This is a genomic window from uncultured Streptomyces sp. (genome assembly GCF_947488945.1).
In the GTDB taxonomy this organism is placed as follows: domain Bacteria; phylum Actinomycetota; class Actinomycetes; order Streptomycetales; family Streptomycetaceae; genus Streptomyces.
This window is the reverse complement of sequence record NZ_CANLBS010000002.1, coordinates 264421-281262: the sequence shown is the minus strand read 5'-3', so window position 1 is coordinate 281262 and position 16842 is coordinate 264421. Positions and strand designations below refer to the sequence as shown.

Annotated in this window: 13 protein-coding genes and 1 riboswitch; of the genes, 8 read left to right on the top strand and 5 right to left on the bottom strand. The window is 70.8% G+C overall.

What is annotated here, in order from left to right; genetic code table 11:
- The first annotated feature begins 317 nt into the window (after nt 1–317).
- Nucleotides 318–575: a WhiB family transcriptional regulator gene (locus Q0994_RS03390; protein WP_003953983.1), complete on the top strand. Its 258-nt coding sequence runs from the start codon at nt 318–320 to the stop codon at nt 573–575.
- 245 nt (nt 576–820) lie between these two features.
- Here the strand turns inward: Q0994_RS03390 and Q0994_RS03385 are convergent, their stop codons facing one another.
- Entirely contained in the window at nt 821–2287 is a 1467-nt protein-coding gene (locus Q0994_RS03385; RefSeq protein WP_299529257.1) for a sensor histidine kinase, read from the bottom strand.
- Nucleotides 2288–3200: 913 nt separating this feature from the next.
- On the opposite strand from Q0994_RS03385, the gene nagB reads away from it, so the two are divergent.
- Nucleotides 3201–3986: a glucosamine-6-phosphate deaminase gene (nagB, locus tag Q0994_RS03380; protein WP_299528668.1), complete on the top strand. Its 786-nt coding sequence runs from the start codon at nt 3201–3203 to the stop codon at nt 3984–3986.
- A gap of 172 nt (nt 3987–4158) precedes the next feature.
- Here nagB and Q0994_RS03375 read toward each other — a convergent pair whose 3' ends face one another.
- The 4 genes from Q0994_RS03375 to Q0994_RS03360 all read right to left on the bottom strand — a co-directional run bounded on the left by Q0994_RS03375 (nt 4159) and on the right by Q0994_RS03360 (nt 8886).
- Nucleotides 4159–5682: a glycoside hydrolase family 3 protein gene (locus Q0994_RS03375; protein WP_299528665.1), complete on the bottom strand. Its 1524-nt coding sequence runs from the start codon at nt 5680–5682 to the stop codon at nt 4159–4161.
- A 6-nt stretch (nt 5683–5688) separates the two neighbouring features.
- Nucleotides 5689–6528 carry a carbohydrate ABC transporter permease gene (locus Q0994_RS03370; RefSeq protein ID WP_299528661.1) on the bottom strand — a complete coding sequence of 280 codons (840 nt, stop codon included), beginning with the start codon at nt 6526–6528 and terminating at the stop codon, nt 5689–5691.
- Nucleotides 6525–7505 (bottom strand): carbohydrate ABC transporter permease, encoded by a 981-nt coding sequence (locus tag Q0994_RS03365; RefSeq protein ID WP_299528658.1) that lies wholly within the window; start codon nt 7503–7505, stop codon nt 6525–6527. The genes Q0994_RS03370 and Q0994_RS03365 overlap by 4 nt, the downstream gene beginning before the upstream one ends.
- Before the next feature lie 97 nt (nt 7506–7602).
- Nucleotides 7603–8886 (bottom strand): extracellular solute-binding protein, encoded by a 1284-nt coding sequence (locus tag Q0994_RS03360; RefSeq protein WP_299528655.1) that lies wholly within the window; start codon nt 8884–8886, stop codon nt 7603–7605.
- Nucleotides 8887–9166: 280 nt separating this feature from the next.
- Here Q0994_RS03360 and Q0994_RS03355 point away from each other — a divergent pair, with 280 nt between their 5' ends.
- The 6 genes from Q0994_RS03355 (at nt 9167) to Q0994_RS03330 (ending at nt 16775) form a co-directional block, all read left to right on the top strand.
- Nucleotides 9167–9931, top strand: a complete 765-nt coding sequence (locus Q0994_RS03355; protein ID WP_299529256.1) for a GntR family transcriptional regulator — start codon at nt 9167–9169, stop codon at nt 9929–9931.
- Between the two features lie 332 nt (nt 9932–10263).
- Nucleotides 10264–10524, top strand: coding sequence for a DUF3311 domain-containing protein (locus Q0994_RS03350; protein WP_299528652.1), 261 nt, complete (start codon nt 10264–10266; stop codon nt 10522–10524).
- A complete protein-coding gene (gene mctP, locus Q0994_RS03345) occupies nt 10521–12155 on the top strand; it encodes a monocarboxylate uptake permease MctP (protein ID WP_299528649.1) in 1635 nt (544 codons plus the stop codon). The genes Q0994_RS03350 and mctP overlap by 4 nt, the downstream gene beginning before the upstream one ends.
- A 121-nt stretch (nt 12156–12276) precedes the next feature.
- On the top strand, nt 12277–12942 hold the full coding sequence (locus Q0994_RS03340) for a hypothetical protein (RefSeq protein ID WP_299528646.1): 666 nt from the start codon (nt 12277–12279) through the stop codon (nt 12940–12942).
- A gap of 124 nt (nt 12943–13066) precedes the next feature.
- Nucleotides 13067–13170: riboswitch (cobalamin riboswitch) on the top strand.
- 165 nt (nt 13171–13335) lie between these two features.
- On the top strand, nt 13336–15750 hold the full coding sequence (locus Q0994_RS03335; protein WP_299528643.1) for a ribonucleoside-diphosphate reductase subunit alpha: 2415 nt from the start codon (nt 13336–13338) through the stop codon (nt 15748–15750).
- Nucleotides 15741–16775, top strand: coding sequence for a ribonucleotide-diphosphate reductase subunit beta (locus tag Q0994_RS03330; RefSeq protein WP_299528640.1), 1035 nt, complete (start codon nt 15741–15743; stop codon nt 16773–16775). The genes Q0994_RS03335 and Q0994_RS03330 overlap by 10 nt, the downstream gene beginning before the upstream one ends.
- Nucleotides 16776–16842 lie beyond the last annotated feature (67 nt).

Here is a 16842-nt window from a genome sequence, read left to right as displayed (position 1 = left end):
TGGAAGGGACCAAAGTCCTTTAACTCGAACGTTTGGACTGGCTCCCACCCCATAGAAGTACGGCTGTGACCTAGTCGACACCGAGGATTCAAAAAAAACTTTCCAGAAGGGGTTGTATCCGCTGCCGAGGTTTGGGAATCTCTACATGGCGCTCGGGACGGCCCGCTTCATCGGCCTCCCTGAGAGCCAGAACCCCTCCTCACCTCGAAGACCACACCCAGTTCGCCTGGGGGTCGGCCCTTCACTTGTCGGGGGATTCGTGAAAGCGTTCACATTCACAAGCAACAGATTCGTAATACCAAGGAGAGGTAGCAGCCATGGACTGGCGTCACAACGCCGTTTGTCGTGAGGAAGACCCCGAGCTGTTCTTCCCCATCGGCAACACCGGTCCTGCGCTGCTGCAGATCGAGGAAGCCAAGGCCGTCTGCCGTCGCTGCCCCGTCATGGAGCAGTGCCTGCAGTGGGCGCTCGAGTCCGGCCAGGACTCCGGCGTCTGGGGTGGCCTCAGCGAGGACGAGCGCCGCGCCATGAAGCGCCGCGCCGCTCGCAACCGGGCGCGTAACGCCAGCGCCTGACCGACGCCCCCGCGACAAGAGCCTCAGCCCGGCGGCGCGTACGGAGTGTACGCACGGCCCCGCCTTCGAGTCGCAGCGCGCAGTACCACCGAAGCGCATCGCAACGTGAGCACCGGGAAGGGCCCGGACCGTCACCGCGGATGCTGTTGGTCACCAACAGCGTTCGTCTGGACGGTCCGGGCCCTTCCCGTGCCCCGTGTCACGCTCCGGTGGCCGGCTCTTCGGAGCCGGCCACCGGAGCGTCGTCATTTCTCGGCCCGGACCGGCAGGTCGAGCACCACATGGGTGCCGCGCTCGGGCCCGGGGACCATGTCGAAGGTGCCGCCCAGTTCGCCCTCGACGAGGGTGCGGACGATCTGGAGGCCGAGATTGCCGGCCTTGCGGGGGTCGAACCCCTCGGGCAGACCGCGGCCGTCGTCCTGAACGGTGATCAGCAGCCGCCCCTCGGTAGGGGAGCCGCCACGCACCGCCGAAACCTCCACCGTGCCGTGTTCGGCGACCGAGAAGGCGTGCTCCAGGGCGTTCTGCAGGACTTCTGTGAGCACCATCGAGAGCGGGGTGGCCACTTCGGCGTCCAGGATGCCGAACCGGCCGGTGCGGCGGCAGGTGACCTTGCCCGGCGAGATCTCGGCGACCATCGCGATGACCCGGTCGGCGATCTCGTCGAACTCCACCCGCTCGTCCAGATTCTGGGACAGCGTCTCATGGACGATGGCGATCGAACCGACGCGCCGCACCGCCTCGTTGAGCGCCTCGCGGCCCGTCTCCGAGTCCATCCGGCGGGACTGGAGTCTCAACAGGGCCGCCACCGTCTGGAGGTTGTTCTTCACCCGGTGGTGGATCTCCCGGATGGTCGCGTCCTTGGTGATCAACTCGCGCTCGCGGCGGCGTAGTTCCGTGACGTCGCGGAGCAGCACCAGCGAACCGATGCGCACCCCCTTGGGCTTGAGGGGGATGGCGCGGAGCTGGATGACCCCGGTGTCGCCCTCGACCTCGAACTCGCGGGGGGCGTAGCCGCTGGCCACCTTGGCGAGCGCCTCGTCCACCGGGCCCCGGGAGGGCGCGAGTTCCGCGGTGGTGGTGCCGAGGTGGTGGCCCACGAGGTCGGAGGCCAGGCCGAGGCGGTGGTACGCGGACAGGCCGTTGGGGCTGGCGTACTGCACGATCCCGTCGGCGTCGAGCCGGATCAGGCCGTCTCCGACGCGCGGGGAGGCGTCCATGTCGACCTGCTGGCCGGGGAACGGGAACGATCCGGCGGCGATCATCTGGGCGAGGTCGGACGCGGACTGGAGATAGGTGAGTTCCAGCCGGGACGGGGTCCGGACGGTGAGCAGGTTGGTGTTGCGGGCGATGACGCCGAGCACCCGGCCCTCGCGGCGGACCGGGATGGACTCGACGCGGACGGGCACCTCCTCACGCCACTCGGGGTCGCCCTCCCGGACGATCCGGCCCTCGTCGAGCGCCACGTCCAGCAGGGGGCGCCGGCCGCGCGGCACGAGGTGGCCGACCATGTCGTCCTGGTAGGAGGTGGGACCGGTGTTGGGCCGCATCTGGGCGACGGAGACGTACCGGGTCCCGTCGCGGGTCGGAACCCACAGGACGAGGTCGGCGAAGGAGAGGTCGGAGAGCAGTTGCCACTCCGAGACCAGCAGATGGAGCCATTCGAGGTCGGATTCGCTCAGGGCTGTGTGCTGGCGGACGAGGTCGTTCATGGAGGGCACGGGTGCGAGCGTACCCGTGGACGGCGGGAGCTTTCGAACCGATCGTCCGGGACGTCCGTGGACGGGTGCGCGGGTGAGGATGGCCGGAAATCACTGCTGCGCGCACATGGACACGGACAAATGGTCTAGTCCACAATGTACAGGTCAAGAACCTCCGTCCTCCCCGCACAGGAGGACGGACCGAGGCGTCGCGCTCTCTGCCCTGACTGCGCCGGCGCCTCCGTGGCCGGTGGCACCGCACGCCTCCGGCCCGGCAGCTCCGGGCTGCGGTGCCGGACGGGCCGAGGGTCCCGTCCCGGCGCCGCGGCCCGCGGGTACGTCCGGACCCGGTACGCCACGGCCCTCGGGTACGTCGGGACCCGGAGCGCCAGGGTTCCCGGGCCCGCCCGGCCGCCTCGCGGGCCGTCCCGAACAGCAAACACCGTCGTTCCGGCCCCGGTGGCACGGTGCGGCACAGCAGGGGCGCCCGCGCCTTCGTTCCCGGCCCGGTCGACCCTTCCCCACTGCTCTCCGGGAAGCTCGCCGACAGCCCTCCCGCGGCTCTCCGGGGGTTCCCCGACGGCTCTCCCGCGACTCTCCACGAGAGCGGCACGGCAGGCGAAAAGGGGCGGGCCGCCCGGCCGACACGGTGCGGCCGGGACGGCCCGCACGCCCGCCCTGTTCGGCCGATCGGGTGACGGACGGGCCGGCGCCCCTCACGAGGTCGCGCAACGCTCACATCGTCCGACAATTGAGGCACGTCGACCGTGGGGCCGAGGGCCCCCGCCGGCACACCGACGGCCTGCGGCCGGACCCCTTCCCGGACGGCACCCCCGGAGCCGTTCCGCTCCCCCGGGATTCTGCTAAATTAAGATCAGATTGGTCTATACCACCTTTCCGGACTCTTCAGATCGGCAGGCACAGCGTGGAAGTTGTCATCGTTCCGGACGCCGCGGCGGGCGGCGAGCTGATCGCCGGAGCCATCGCGGCCCTGCTGTCCCGCAAGCCCGACGCCCTGCTGGGCGTGGCCACCGGCTCGACCCCGCTGCCCGTCTACCGGGCGCTGACCGAGAAGGTCCGGACCGGAGCCGTGGACGTCACGCGTGCACGGGTCTGCCAGCTCGACGAATACGTGGGCCTCCCGGCCGGACATCCCGAGTCCTACCGTTCGGTGGTGCTCCGCGAGGTCGTCGAGCCGCTCGGTCTCACCGAGGCGTCCTTCATGGGCCCGGACGGCGGCGCGGCGGACGTGCAGGCGGCCTGCGAGGCGTACGACAAGGCGCTGGCCGAGGCCGGCGGGGTCGACTTCCAGCTGCTGGGGATCGGCACGGACGGGCACATCGGCTTCAACGAGCCGTGCTCCTCGCTCGCCTCGCGTACCCGGATCAAGACGCTCACCGAGCAGACCCGCGTCGACAACGCCCGGTTCTTCGACGACGACATCGACCAGGTGCCGCACCACGTCATCACCCAGGGCATCGGCACCATCCTGGAGTCGCGCCACGCGGTGCTGCTGGCCACCGGCGAGGGCAAGGCCGACGCGGTCGCGATGACGGTGGAGGGCCCGGTCGCCGCGGTCGTCCCGGCCTCCGCCCTCCAGCTCCACCCGCACGCCACGATCGTGGTGGACGAGGCGGCGGCCTCCAAGCTGAAGCTGACCGACTACTTCCGTCACGCGTACCACGAGAAGCCGGACTGGCAGGGGATCTGAGCCATGCGGTAATCCGGCGACGGTGACACGACGGAAGGGGAGGGACCGGTGATCCGGTCCCTCCCCTTCCGCGCGCCCTCCCCCGGCCGCCGCGCATGGGTGCGCCCCGCGGCAGGAGCGATCCACTGCCGCGGGGCGGGCACGGGGGCGCGGGCGGTGCCCCGCCTCGGGTTCAGCGCCCGGTGAGGGCCTCCGCCGCGGCCAGGCCGCAGACCCGGGCGGCGCCGCGGGTCTCGACGTACAGGGTGCCGCGCGGCGCGGACTGGGGCAGGCCCATCTCCACCACGGCCGTGTCGGGGCGGGCGGTCAGCAGGGCCTGCACGGCCGCCGCCATCCACGGGTGGCGGTGGGCGTCGCGCACGACGGCCACCACGCGCCGGTCCCCCGCCGCCCGGAGCACACCGGCCGCCGGGTCGGCGTCCTCGCGCCCGTAGGTGTCGCTGGTGGTGCCGGGCAGCAGCCGGGCCAGCTCGGCGGCGACGCCCCACGGGGTCTCGTCGCCGACCGCGATGTTGGCGACCGGGGTGAACGCCGCGACGTGGACGGGTCCGTCCAGCCGGGCGCCGTCGCCGGTGACCCGGACGGCACGGCGGGCGGCGGTCAGGCCGACGTCCCCGTCCGCACCGGTGCCGGGCGCGGTCCCCTCCTGCGCTGCCGCGCCCGGCTCCGGGGTCGCCCCCCCGGCACCCCGCGTCCAGGACGCGAGGGCCCGTACACGTGCGGCCGCGTCGGCGAGCCGCTCCTCGGGCAGTTCGCCCGAGCGGACCGCGGCGACCAGCGCGTCGCGCAGCCGCCGCACGGTGGCGTCGTCCTCCAGGCCGCCGCCGACGCACAGCGCGTCGGCCCCGGCGGCGACGGCGAGCACCGAGCCGCGCTCGATGCCGTACGTGGCGGAGATGGCCTGCATCTCCACCGCGTCGGTGACGATGAGGCCCTCGTAGCCCAGCTCCCCGCGCAGCAGTCCGGTGAGGATCTGCGGGGAGAGCGTCGCCGGCCGGTCGGGATCGAGTGCGGGCAGCAGGATATGCGCGCTCATCACCGCTTTGGAACCCGCGGCGATGGCGGCCTTGAAGGGCACCAGCTCACGGGCGTGCAGGGTGTCGAGGTCCACGTCGATGCGGGGCAGCGCCTGGTGGGAGTCGACGGCGGTGTCACCGTGGCCGGGGAAGTGCTTGGTGCAGGCGGCGACGCCGGCGGCCTGGATGCCCTCGATGTACGCGGCGGTGTGCCGGGCGACCAGCGCCGGGTCCGCGCCGAACGAGCGGACCCCGATGACGGGGTTGCCCGGGTTGGAGTTGACGTCGGCCGACGGCGCCCAGTTGAGGTTGACGCCGCACTCAGCGAGGCGGCGGCCGAGCTCGTGGGCGACGGCCCGGGTGAGGGCGGGGTCGTCGACGGAGCCGAGGGCGTAGTTGCCCGGGAAGGAGGAGCCGTTGCGGACCTCCAGCCGGGTGACGTCCCCGCCCTCCTCGTCGATCGCGACGAGCACGTCGTCCCGCTCGGCGCGCAGTTGCGCCGTCAGTGCGGCGAGCTGCTCGGGCGACTGGATGTTGCGGCCGAACAGACCGACGGCGGTGAGCCCTTCACCGACCCTGCGCAGCAGCCAGTCGGGGGCGCTGGTGCCGGTGAAGCCGGGCTGGAGGACCGCCAGCGCGTCTCGCGTGACGGTGTCCGTGGGGGAGGCGAGCGTGGTCATGGCGAGTTATCCCTTCACTGCGCCGTCGGTCAGGCCGCTGACGGCCCTGCGCTGCAGGAAGACGAAGAGGACGAGGATGGGGATGGCGAAGAGCGAGGACGCCGCCATCGTGGCACCCCAGTCGTCGCCGAACTGGCTCTGGAACTGCGAGAGCCACAGGGGCAGGGTCTGCTTCTCGGCCTGCTTGTTCAGCACCAGCACGAGGGGGAACTCGTTCCAGGCGGTGATGAAGCCGAAGAGGGAGGTGGACATCAGGCCGGGAGCCAGCAGCGGCAGGATCACCTTGACGAACGCCTGCGGGCGGGTGCAGCCGTCCACCATCGCGGACTCCTCCAGCTCCTTCGGCACGGCGGCGACGAAGCCACGCAGCGTGAGGAGGGTGAAGGGAAGCACCATGACCATGTAGAACAGGGTCAGCGGGATCAGGCTGTTGAGCATGTCGGTGTCGCGGACGATGAAGTAGATCGCGATCACCATGACTTCCCAGGGCGCCATCTGGGCGACCATGAAGCCGACGATGAAGCCCTTGCGGCCCTTGAAGCGCATCCGGGCGAGGGCGAACGAGCCGGCCAGCGCCAGGATCAGCGAGAGCGTCACGGCGACGACGGTGACGATGAGCGAGTTGCCCACCATCGTCCAGAAGTTGTCGGCGTCGACGGCCGTCCTGAAGTGCTCGAAGGTGACGTTGGTGGGGAACCACACCGGGTCGTCCGCGACGATGTCCGGCGTCGGCTTGAAGGCCGTGGCGAACATCCAGTACACGGGGAAGACGAAGCCGATCACCAGCACGACGGCGGTGGCGTTGGGCCAGATGCGGCCGAGACGTGACGAAGCCGAGCGGCTCACAGCTCGTCCTCCTCTTGCTTGAGAACGATCCGGAGGTAGTACGAGGTCAGCAGGAGCAGGATCACGACGGTGAGCAGCGCGATCGCCGATCCCATGCCGTAGTGCTGATTGCCGATGCCCTCGATGTAGGCGTAGACCGGCAGGATCTCGGTCAACCGGTCGGGGCCGCCCTGGTTGATGGCGAAGACCTGGGTGAAGGCCTTGAAGACCCAGATGACTTCGAGGAACGTCGTGGCGAAGAGGAAGGGCCGCAGGAACGGCATGGTGACCGAGGTGAAGCTCTTCCAGGCGCCGGCGCCGTCGAGGGAGGCGGCCTCGTACAGCTCCTTGGGGATGGTCGTCGTGGCGGCGTAGAGGTTGATCGCGACGAACGGGATCGACTGCCAGACGATGAGCACCGTGACGACGAAGAAGGTGGAGTACTGGCCGCCCATCCAGTTGTAGTCGGCCATGCCGTGGAAGCCGGCCTTGTCCAGGACCCAGTTGACGACGCCGAACCGGGAGGCGAAGAGCCACTGGTAGACGGTGGTGGCCGCGATGGTCGGCATGGCCCAGGCCAGGACCAGGCCGATCAGCAGGGTGATCCGCATGCGCTTGCCGAGACGGGCGAGCAGCAGGCCGACGAGCGTGCCGAACAGCATGATCAGGACGACGTTGGCGCCGGCGAAGACGATCGAGCGGCCGGTGACGTTCCAGAAGTCCGCGTTGCCGAGGACCTCGGTGTAGTTGTCGATCCCGTTCCACTCGGTGAGGTGCTGGATCAGCTGCCTCATGTTGAGGTTCTGGAACGACAGCAGGGTGTTCTTGACCAGGGGCCAGCCGAGGAACACCAGGGTCGCCGCCACCGGGGGCAGCAGCAGGAGGTACGGGGCCGGGCCGGAACCACCGGGGCGGCGGCGCGGCGCGTCGGGCGCGGGACCCGTCTCCTTCGCCGCCGCGGCCGGGCCGGAGGGCGGCCGTTCGGTCTGCACGGTCATGCTCGCCATCTCTTTCTCGGCACCATGGGACACACATCGGCCGGCGGGGGCGGGCTCCACCCGGGGGTGGCGCCCGCCCTCACCGGCGCGGCCTTCGCTACTGCTGCTGCGAGAGGCGCTTGTTGAGCTCCGCCTCGACCTGCGCGGCGGCCTCCGCGTTGGACTTGCCGTTCAGGACCGCCGTCATGAAGGTCTTGATCGGGTTGGGGGCGTTCTCGACCGCGGCCCACTCGGGGATCAGCGGGGTGGTGCCGCCGACCTTCGCGGCCGGCGCGGCGGCCTCGGCCACCACGTTGCCGGTGAGGTTGGAGTTCAGCGACTCCTTGTTGGGGATGACGCCGTTGAGCTTGGCGAGCTGGCCCTCGAACTGGTCGTTGAGCGCGAGCTTCAGGAACTCCTTGGCGAGCTCCTGCTTCTTGCTGCCCTCGGCGACGGCGAGGTTGGAGCCGCCGAGGAAGACGCCCTCGGGCTTGTCGGCGGTCTCACCCGGGATGGTGAAGTAGCCGATCTCCTTCTCGATGGCCGGGTTGGCGGCGATGGCGGTGCCGGCCTCCCAGCCCATGCCGATGAAGGCGCCGGTCTTGCCCTTGGCGAAGACGTCGGCCTGCTGCGGGGTGGCCTCGTCCTTGTCCTTGGGGGCCTTGGAGTAGGACTGGTACTTCTTGTAGAGGTCCATCGCCGCGCCGATCTTCGGGTCGGCGAGGTTGGAGACCCACTTGTCCCCGTCCTTCTTGACGAGGTCGGCGCCCTGGCCGATGGTGAGCCCGTCGAAGAAGTACCAGTTCTGGCCGGGCAGGTAGATCGGCTCGGCCTTGCCCTTGGCCTTGATCTTGTCGAGGGCCGCGAAGAACTCGTCGCGGGTCTTGGGGGTCTCGGTGACGCCGGCCTCCTTGAAGACCGACTTGTTGTAGATGACGACGCGGTTGGCGAAGTACCAGGGGGCGGCGTACTGGACGCCGTCGACGACCGAGGCCTCGTTCAGCGACTCGGCCCAGTCGGTGCCGATCGCCTCCTTGACGTCCGTCAGCTCGGCGAGGCCGCCGGTCTTGGCGTACGCGGCGGTCTGGGTGTTGCCGATCTCGAAGACGTCCGGCGGGTTCTCCTCCGACAGGGCGGTCGTCAGCTTCTGCTGAATGCCGTTCCACTGCTGGACCTCGAACTTGACCTTGGCGCCGGTCTTCTTCTCGAAGGCCGCCGTCAGGTCCTTCTGCCACTGCTCGGGCGTCGAACCGTCCATCGCCCAGACGGTCAGCGTCTGGCCCTTGTAGCTGTCCGGTCCGGCCTTGGCACTGCCGGAGTCACCGCCGTCGTCCGAGCCGCATGCCGCGATCGAGACCATCATGCCCGCGACGCCTATCGCCGCGATGAGCTTGCGCTTCACGCCAAACCCTCCTCAGGGATGCTGCAACCCCGCCCACCGCGAAGACATTCGACGAGTACTGCTGGGGCTGGCTCTGGTCTTTAATGGTTTAGACCAGCAACGGGAGCTTGGCCTAGACCTTTGGGGGTGTCAAGGGTGTATAAGAAGTGCGCCCGCGTCCGTTATCGGACCGACACCTCGGGCCGGGACGGCGGCGGGACCGCAGGCCGTGCCACCATGTGAGCCGCGACAGACGGAGGAGCCGGTGACGGCAGCAGCGCAGCAGGCGGGAAGGCGGGCGATGGGCGCCGACGGGGGCGGTACGGAGAACGGGGCGGGCGCGGGGACGCGCACCGCACGCGTACCGAAGTACTACGGGCTCAAGCGGCACTTGCTCGCCATGACGGACACCATGCCGCCCGGCACACCGGTACCCCCCGAGCGCACCCTCGCGGCGGAGTTCGACACCTCGCGCACCACCGTGCGCCAGGCGCTCCAGGAACTGGTGGTGGAGGGCCGGCTCGAACGCATCCAGGGCAAGGGCACCTTCGTGGCCAAGCCGAAGGTCTCGCAGGCGCTCCAACTCACCTCGTACACCGAGGACATGCGGGCCCAGGGCCTGGAACCGACGTCCCAGTTGCTGGACATCGGGTACGTCACGGCGGACGAGACGCTGGCCGGGCTGCTGGACATCGCGACCGGCGGCCGGGTGCTGCGGATCGAACGGCTGCGGTTGGCGAGCGGCGAGCCGATGGCCATCGAGACCACCCACCTTTCGGCCAAACGCTTCCCCGCGCTGCGCCGTTCGCTGGTGAAGTACACCTCGCTCTACACCGCGCTGGCCGAGGTGTACGACGTGCGGCTGGCGGAGGCCGAGGAGACCATCGAGACCTCGCTGGCCACCCCGCGCGAGGCCGGACTGCTCGGCACCGACGTGGGCCTGCCGATGCTGATGCTCTCGCGGCACTCGCTGGACGGCGGGGGCGAGCCGGTGGAGTGGGTGCGCTCGGTCTACCGCGGTGACCGGTACAAGTTCGTCGCACGGCTCAACCGCCCGGCGGAGTGAGGCGGGTCCGGGGCGGCGACGCCCCGGACCCGCCGAGCGCGTCCCGGCGCACACCCGCGTCCGCCGGGACGTCGCACCGCCGCACCACCGCACCGCCCGGCCGTCGCACCGCCGTGCCTCCCGGCCGTCGGGAAGGCTTCACCGCCCGGCCGCCGGAAGCTTCACCGAACATTCTCGGCCACCTCTGAACCCGGCCCCTATCCTTTCCGTGATCCAGACGGATACATCACCGTTGCCGGGACGCGACGCGGACGGGTGCTCCGGCCGGAACACCCTGTGCAGGGACTCGTGTTGCCCCCGGCGACAAGCAAGCCAGGGACGGGAGTCACCACATGCCGCAAGAGCCAGGGGCAGCGCAGAGGCCGCCCACCGTCACCCCCGCGCGGGTGGTCATCGCGCTCTGCCTCGCCGCGCCGTTCGTCGCGCTGCTGTGGGTGGGGTCGTACGCGAAAGTCGATCCCGCGTTCATCGGGATCCCGTTCTTCTACTGGTACCAGATGCTCTGGGTCGTCGTCTCGACGCTGCTGACCATGCTGGCCTACAAGCTGTGGCAGCGCGACCAGCGCTCCCGCAAGGGGGGTGCGTCCGCGTGAAGGACGGCGTGAACGGAGTCGCTCTCGGCGTCTTCGTCTTCTTCTTCCTGGCCGTGACCGTCGTCGGCTTCATGGCCGCCCGCTGGCGCAAGGCGGAGAACGAGAACAGCCTCGACGAGTGGGGCCTCGGCGGCCGCTCGTTCGGCACCTGGGTGACCTGGTTCCTGCTCGGCGGCGACCTCTACACCGCCTACACCTTCGTCGCCGTCCCGGCGGCCGTCTACGCGGCGGGGGCGGCCGGCTTCTTCGCCGTCCCGTACACGATCCTGGTCTACCCGCTGATCTTCACCTTCCTGCCGCGGCTGTGGTCGGTGTCGCACAAGCACGGGTACGTGACCACCTCCGACTTCGTCCGCGGCCGGTACGGCTCGCGCGGACTGTCGCTCGCGGTCGCGCTGACCGGCATCCTCGCCACCATGCCGTACATCGCGCTGCAACTCGTCGGCATCCAGGCGGTGCTGGACGTGATGGGCGTCGGCGGCGGTGAGGGCACCCATTGGTTCGTCAAGGACCTGCCGCTGCTCATCGCGTTCGCCGTGCTCGCCGCGTACACCTACTCCTCCGGGCTGCGCGCCCCGGCGCTGATCGCGTTCGTCAAGGACGGGCTGATCTACCTGGTCATCGCGGTGGCGATCATCTACATCCCGATCAAGCTGGGCGGCTTCGACGACATCTTCGCGGCGGCGGGCGAGAAGTTCTCGGCGGCGAACGAGGCGGCCGGCAAACCGGTGGCGGGGCTCGCGCCCGGCCCGTCCGGACAGTGGGTCTACGCCACGCTGGCGCTCGGCTCCGCGCTCGCGCTCTTCATGTATCCGCACTCCATCACGGCGACGCTCTCCAGCCGCAGCCGTGACGTGATCCGCCGCAACACCACGATCCTGCCGCTCTACTCGCTGATGCTGGGGCTGCTGGCCCTGCTCGGCTTCATGGCGATCGCGGCCGGGATCAAGGTGGACAACGGCCAGTTGGCCATCCCGCAGCTCTTCGAGAACATGTTCCCGGACTGGTTCGCCGGGGTGGCCTTCGCCGCCATCGGCATCGGCGCGCTGGTACCGGCCGCGATCATGTCCATCGCGGCGGCCAACCTCTTCACCCGCAACATCTACAAGGACTTCCTGAAGCCGGACGCCACCCCGGAGCAGGAGACGAAGGTGTCCAAGCTGGTGTCCCTGCTGGTGAAGGTGGGCGCGCTGGCGTTCGTCCTCACGATGGACAAGACGGTCGCGATCAACTTCCAGCTGCTGGGCGGGATCTGGATCCTCCAGACCATGCCGGCCCTGGTGGGCGGCCTGTTCACCCGCTGGTTCCACCGGTGGGCGCTGATCGCGGGCTGGGCGGTCGGCATGGTCTACGGCACCGCCGCCGCGTACGGGGTCGCGTCGCCGACCCAGAAGCACTTCGGCGGCTCCTCGAAGGAGATCCCCGGTCTCGGGGAGATCGGCTACATCGGCCTCACCGCCTTCGTGCTGAACGTGGTGGTCGTCATCGTGCTGACCTTCGTGCTGAACGCGGTCAAGGCCCCGGCGGGCATCGACGAGACCTCGCCGGGCGACTACACGGCGGACGCGGGCGACCCCGGCGTGGTGGAGAAGCTGCCGCCGGCCACGGTCGGAGCGCCGGGCGGGCACTGACCCCCGGCACCCGGCCGCACGGGCCGCCACCGCTCCCCGGAAACCGCCGGAGCGGGGGCGGCCCGTGCGGGTGTCCGGGCGTTCGCGCCCCCGCCCGGGGGGCGTACGCAAGGATGTGCCCATGACATCTCCTTCCTCCCGACGGCTGCTCCTCGCGGCCCTCACGGTGCTGGCTCTCGCCTCCTGCGGCACCACGCCGAGCGAGTCCGTCCCGGCCGCCGGGCCCGGGTCCGGCTCCCCGGCGTCCCCGCCGCCCTCCGGCGCCGAACTGGAGGCCCGCGCCGCCGCCCTGCAGACCCGTACCGAGCACGTGTACGTGACCCGGCTGGACGGCTTCACGCTGGCCCGGCAGTCGGTGGGGGTGCGCGGGGACGACGGCTTCGGCTCGGTGTACACCGGGCAGGGCGGACGGATGCTCGAACTCGACGTGGAGCGCGGCGAACTGCCCGGCCCCGCTTGTGCGGGGGCGACCGCGCCGGCCGCGGACGACGACGGGGCCGTGACCTGCGAGCGGGACGGCGACGCCTGGTACACCGCGACGGCGGCCGGGCACTCCTACGCCCGCGCCGACGGCGACCTCGTCGTACGGGTCGGCGGGGCGCGGACCGACCTGGACCGCGCCACCCTGAGTGACGCCTTGGCGGCCACCCACCGGGCCGACGACGCCGAACTCGCCGACGTGCTTCCGCCGGTCGGCGAGGCGTCGGGGCAGCAGCCCGTCGAGCGCGGCGACCTGCCTCCGGTGGGCGACGGAGCACCCCTGAACGGTGCCGGAACGACGGGCTGACGCCCCCGCCGACCGGGCCCGGACGGGCCCCGGACGAGCATCGGGCCGTTCGCGCGAGCCTCCCGCATCGGAGCTGACGACACAACATGTAGGGGTGTGCGGATCGGGCCGCCCCCACATGTATGCTCGACCTCGCTGTCGTCGCAGGGGAATCCGGTGCGAGTCCGGAACTGTCCCGCAACGGTGTGACCGGTGTGCCCCGCACGCCCGTCGAGTCCGGGTACCTGCCGGCAGTGCGTCCGGCCCGACCGGTCCGGACGCCGATACGTCCGGGCCTCGCGGATGGGCCGGTGGACGCCGCCGCGGTCCCGCACGCCCCTCGCCGGGCTGCTCTCCCCGCGCGGCCGCACCGTTCCCCCGCCGGCCCCGAGCCGAGCGAGGGAGAGCACACACGTGACCATCGCGCCCGACCAGGTGCAGGCCGCCGCACCCGCCGAGTCCGTACCGAACGCCGAGCCAACCGCCGGGGCGGACGGTCCCGGCGCCGCGCTGCTGCGGACCCTGACCTCCCTCACCGCCGATCTCCCGGACACCGACCCGGGCCGGGTGGCCGCCGCCGCCCTGCGCGGCCGGTCCGCACGGGCCGACGAGGCCGAACTGCGGGAGCTGGCCACCGAGGCCGCCGCCGGTCTCATCTCCGAGGACCCGGCCTACTCCCGCCTCGCCGCGCGCCTGCTCACGATCACCGTCGCCGAAGAGGCGGCCGGCCAGGGCGCGGTCTCCTTCTCCACGTCGGTCGCGACCGCCCACGGCGCCGGCCTGATCGCCGACCGCACCGCCGCCTTCGCGGCGCGGCACGCGGCCCGGCTGGACGCGCTCGTCGAGCAGTCCGTCGCCGACGGCGCCGACGACCGGTTCGGCTACTTCGGCCTGCGCACCCTGTACAGCCGCTATCTGCTGCGCCACCCGCTGACCCGCCAGGTCCTCGAGACCCCGCAGCACTTCATGCTCCGGGTCGCCGCCGGTCTCGCCGAGGACGAGTCCGACCGCGCGGTCGACGAGGTCGTCTCGCTGTACGGCCTGATGAGCCGGCTGGACTACCTGCCGTCCTCCCCCACCCTCTTCAACTCCGGCACCCGGCACCCGCAGATGTCCTCCTGCTACCTGCTGGACTCCCCGCTGGACGAGCTGGACTCCCTCTACGACCGCTACCACCAGGTGGCGCGGCTCTCGAAGCACGCGGGCGGCATCGGGCTGTCGTTCTCCCGCATCCGCTCGCGCGGTTCGCTGATCCGGGGCACCAACGGGCTCTCCAACGGCATCGTCCCGTTCCTGAAGACGCTCGACGCCTCGGTGGCCGCAGTGAACCAGGGCGGCCGGCGCAAGGGCGCCGCCGCGGTCTACCTGGAGACCTGGCACGCGGACGTCGAGGAGTTCCTGGAGCTGCGCGACAACACCGGCGAGGACCAGCGGCGCACCCACAACCTCAACCTGGCCCACTGGATCCCGGACGAGTTCATGCGCCGGGTCGACGCGGACGGCGCCTGGTCGCTGTTCTCCCCCGCCGACGTCCCCGAGCTGGTGGACCTGTGGGGCGACGACTTCGACGCCGCCTACCGGGCCGCCGAGGCGAAGGGCCTGGCCCGCAGGACGCTCCCGGCCCGCGAGCTGTACGGCAGGATGATGCGCACGCTGGCGCAGACCGGGCAGGGCTGGATGACGTTCAAGGACGCCGCCAACCGCACCGCCAACCAGACCGCCGAGCCGGGCGCGGTGGTCCACTCGTCCAACCTGTGCACCGAGATCCTCGAGGTCACGAACGACGGGGAGACCGCGGTCTGCAACCTGGGCTCGGTCAACCTGGGCGCGTTCGTCGCCGACGGCGGGATCGACTGGGAGCGGCTGGACGCCACCGTGCGCACCGCCGTGACCTTCCTGGACCGCGTGGTGGACATCAACTTCTATCCCACCGAGCAGTCCGGGGCCTCCAACTCCCGCTGGCGGCCGGTCGGCCTGGGCGCGATGGGGCTCCAGGACGTCTTCTTCCGGCTGCGCCTGCCCTTCGACTCCCCCGAGGCACGCGCGCTGTCCACGAAGATCTCCGAGCGGATCATGCTGGCGGCGTACGAGGCGTCCTGCGACCTCGCCGAGCGCTCGGGTCCGCTGCCCGCGTGGAGCGGGACCCGGGCCGCGCGCGGGGTGCTGCACCCCGACCACTACACCACCGCGCCGGCCTGGCCGGAGCGCTGGGAGGCGCTGCGCGCCCGGATCGCGAAGACGGGGATGCGCAACTCCCTGCTGCTCGCCATCGCGCCGACCGCGACCATCGCCTCGATCGCCGGGGTGTACGAGTGCATCGAGCCGCAGGTCTCCAACCTCTTCAAGCGCGAGACGCTCAGCGGCGAGTTCCTCCAGGTCAACGCCTATCTGGTGGAGGAGCTGAAGCGGCTCGGCGTGTGGGACGCGCGGACCCGGGAGGCGCTGCGCGAGGCGAGCGGCTCGGTCCAGGGCTTCCACTGGATCCCCGAGGACGTCCGGGCGCTGTACCGCACCGCGTGGGAGATCCCGCAGCGCGGCCTGATCGACATGGCGGCGGCCCGTACCCCGTACCTGGACCAGAGCCAGTCGCTGAACCTGTTCCTGGAGACGCCGACCATCGGCAAGCTCTCCTCGATGTACGCGTACGCCTGGAAGCAGGGGCTGAAGACGACGTACTACCTGCGGTCGCGCCCGGCGACCCGGATCGCCCGTGCGGCGTCCGGCGCCGCGAGGGCCGCCGCCCCCGTTCCGGTGCAGCAGGCGGCCCCCGACGCCGAGGCGCTCGCCTGCTCCCTCGAAAACCCCGAGTCCTGCGAGGCATGCCAGTGACGACCCCCACCGATTCCGCCGCCCGGAAGAACCTGCTCGACCCGGGATTCGAGCTGACCCTGCGGCCGATGCGCTACCCGGACTTCTACGAGCGCTACCGGGACGCGATCAAGAACACCTGGACCGTGGAGGAGGTCGACCTCCACTCCGACGTGTCCGACCTCGCCAAGCTGTCCCCCGGCGAGCAGCACATGATCGGCCGGCTGGTGGCGTTCTTCGCCACCGGTGACTCGATCGTCTCCAACAACCTGGTGCTGACGCTGTACAAGCACATCAACTCCCCGGAGGCGCGGCTCTACCTGTCGCGGCAGCTCTTCGAGGAGGCCGTGCACGTGCAGTTCTACCTGACGCTGCTCGACACCTATCTGCCCGACCCGGACGACCGGGCGGCCGCGTTCGACGCGGTCGAGGAGATCCCGTCGATCCGCGAGAAGGCACAGTTCTGCTTCCGCTGGATGGACTCGGTCGAGAAGATCGAGCGCCTGGAGACCAGGGCCGACCGGCGCCGCTTCCTGCTGAACCTGATCTGTTTCGCGGCGTGCATCGAGGGCCTGTTCTTCTACGGCGCGTTCGCGTACGTCTACTGGTTCCGCTCGCGCGGTCTGCTGCACGGCCTGGCCACCGGCACCAACTGGGTGTTCCGTGACGAGACCATGCACATGAACTTCGCGTTCGAGGTGGTCGACACCGTCCGCAAGGAGGAGCCGGACCTCTTCGACGACGAGCTGCGGCAGCAGGTCACCGACATGCTGAAGGAGGCCGTCGAGGCGGAGCTGCAGTTCGGCCGCGACCTGTGCGGCGAGGGCCTGCCGGGGATGAACACCGAGTCGATGCGGCAGTACCTGGAGTGCGTCGCCGACCAGCGCCTGACCCGGCTGGGCTTCCCGGCGCTGTACGGCTCCCAGAACCCGTTCTCCTTCATGGAGTTGCAGGGCGTCCAGGAGCTGACGAACTTCTTCGAGCGCCGTCCGTCGGCCTACCAGGTCGCGGTCGAGGGCACCGTCGGCTTCGACGACGAGTTCTAGCCCGCCCGGCACGATCGGGAGCCCCCGCGACGGCCGGCCGCACGCCGGCCGCCGCGGGGGCTCGCGC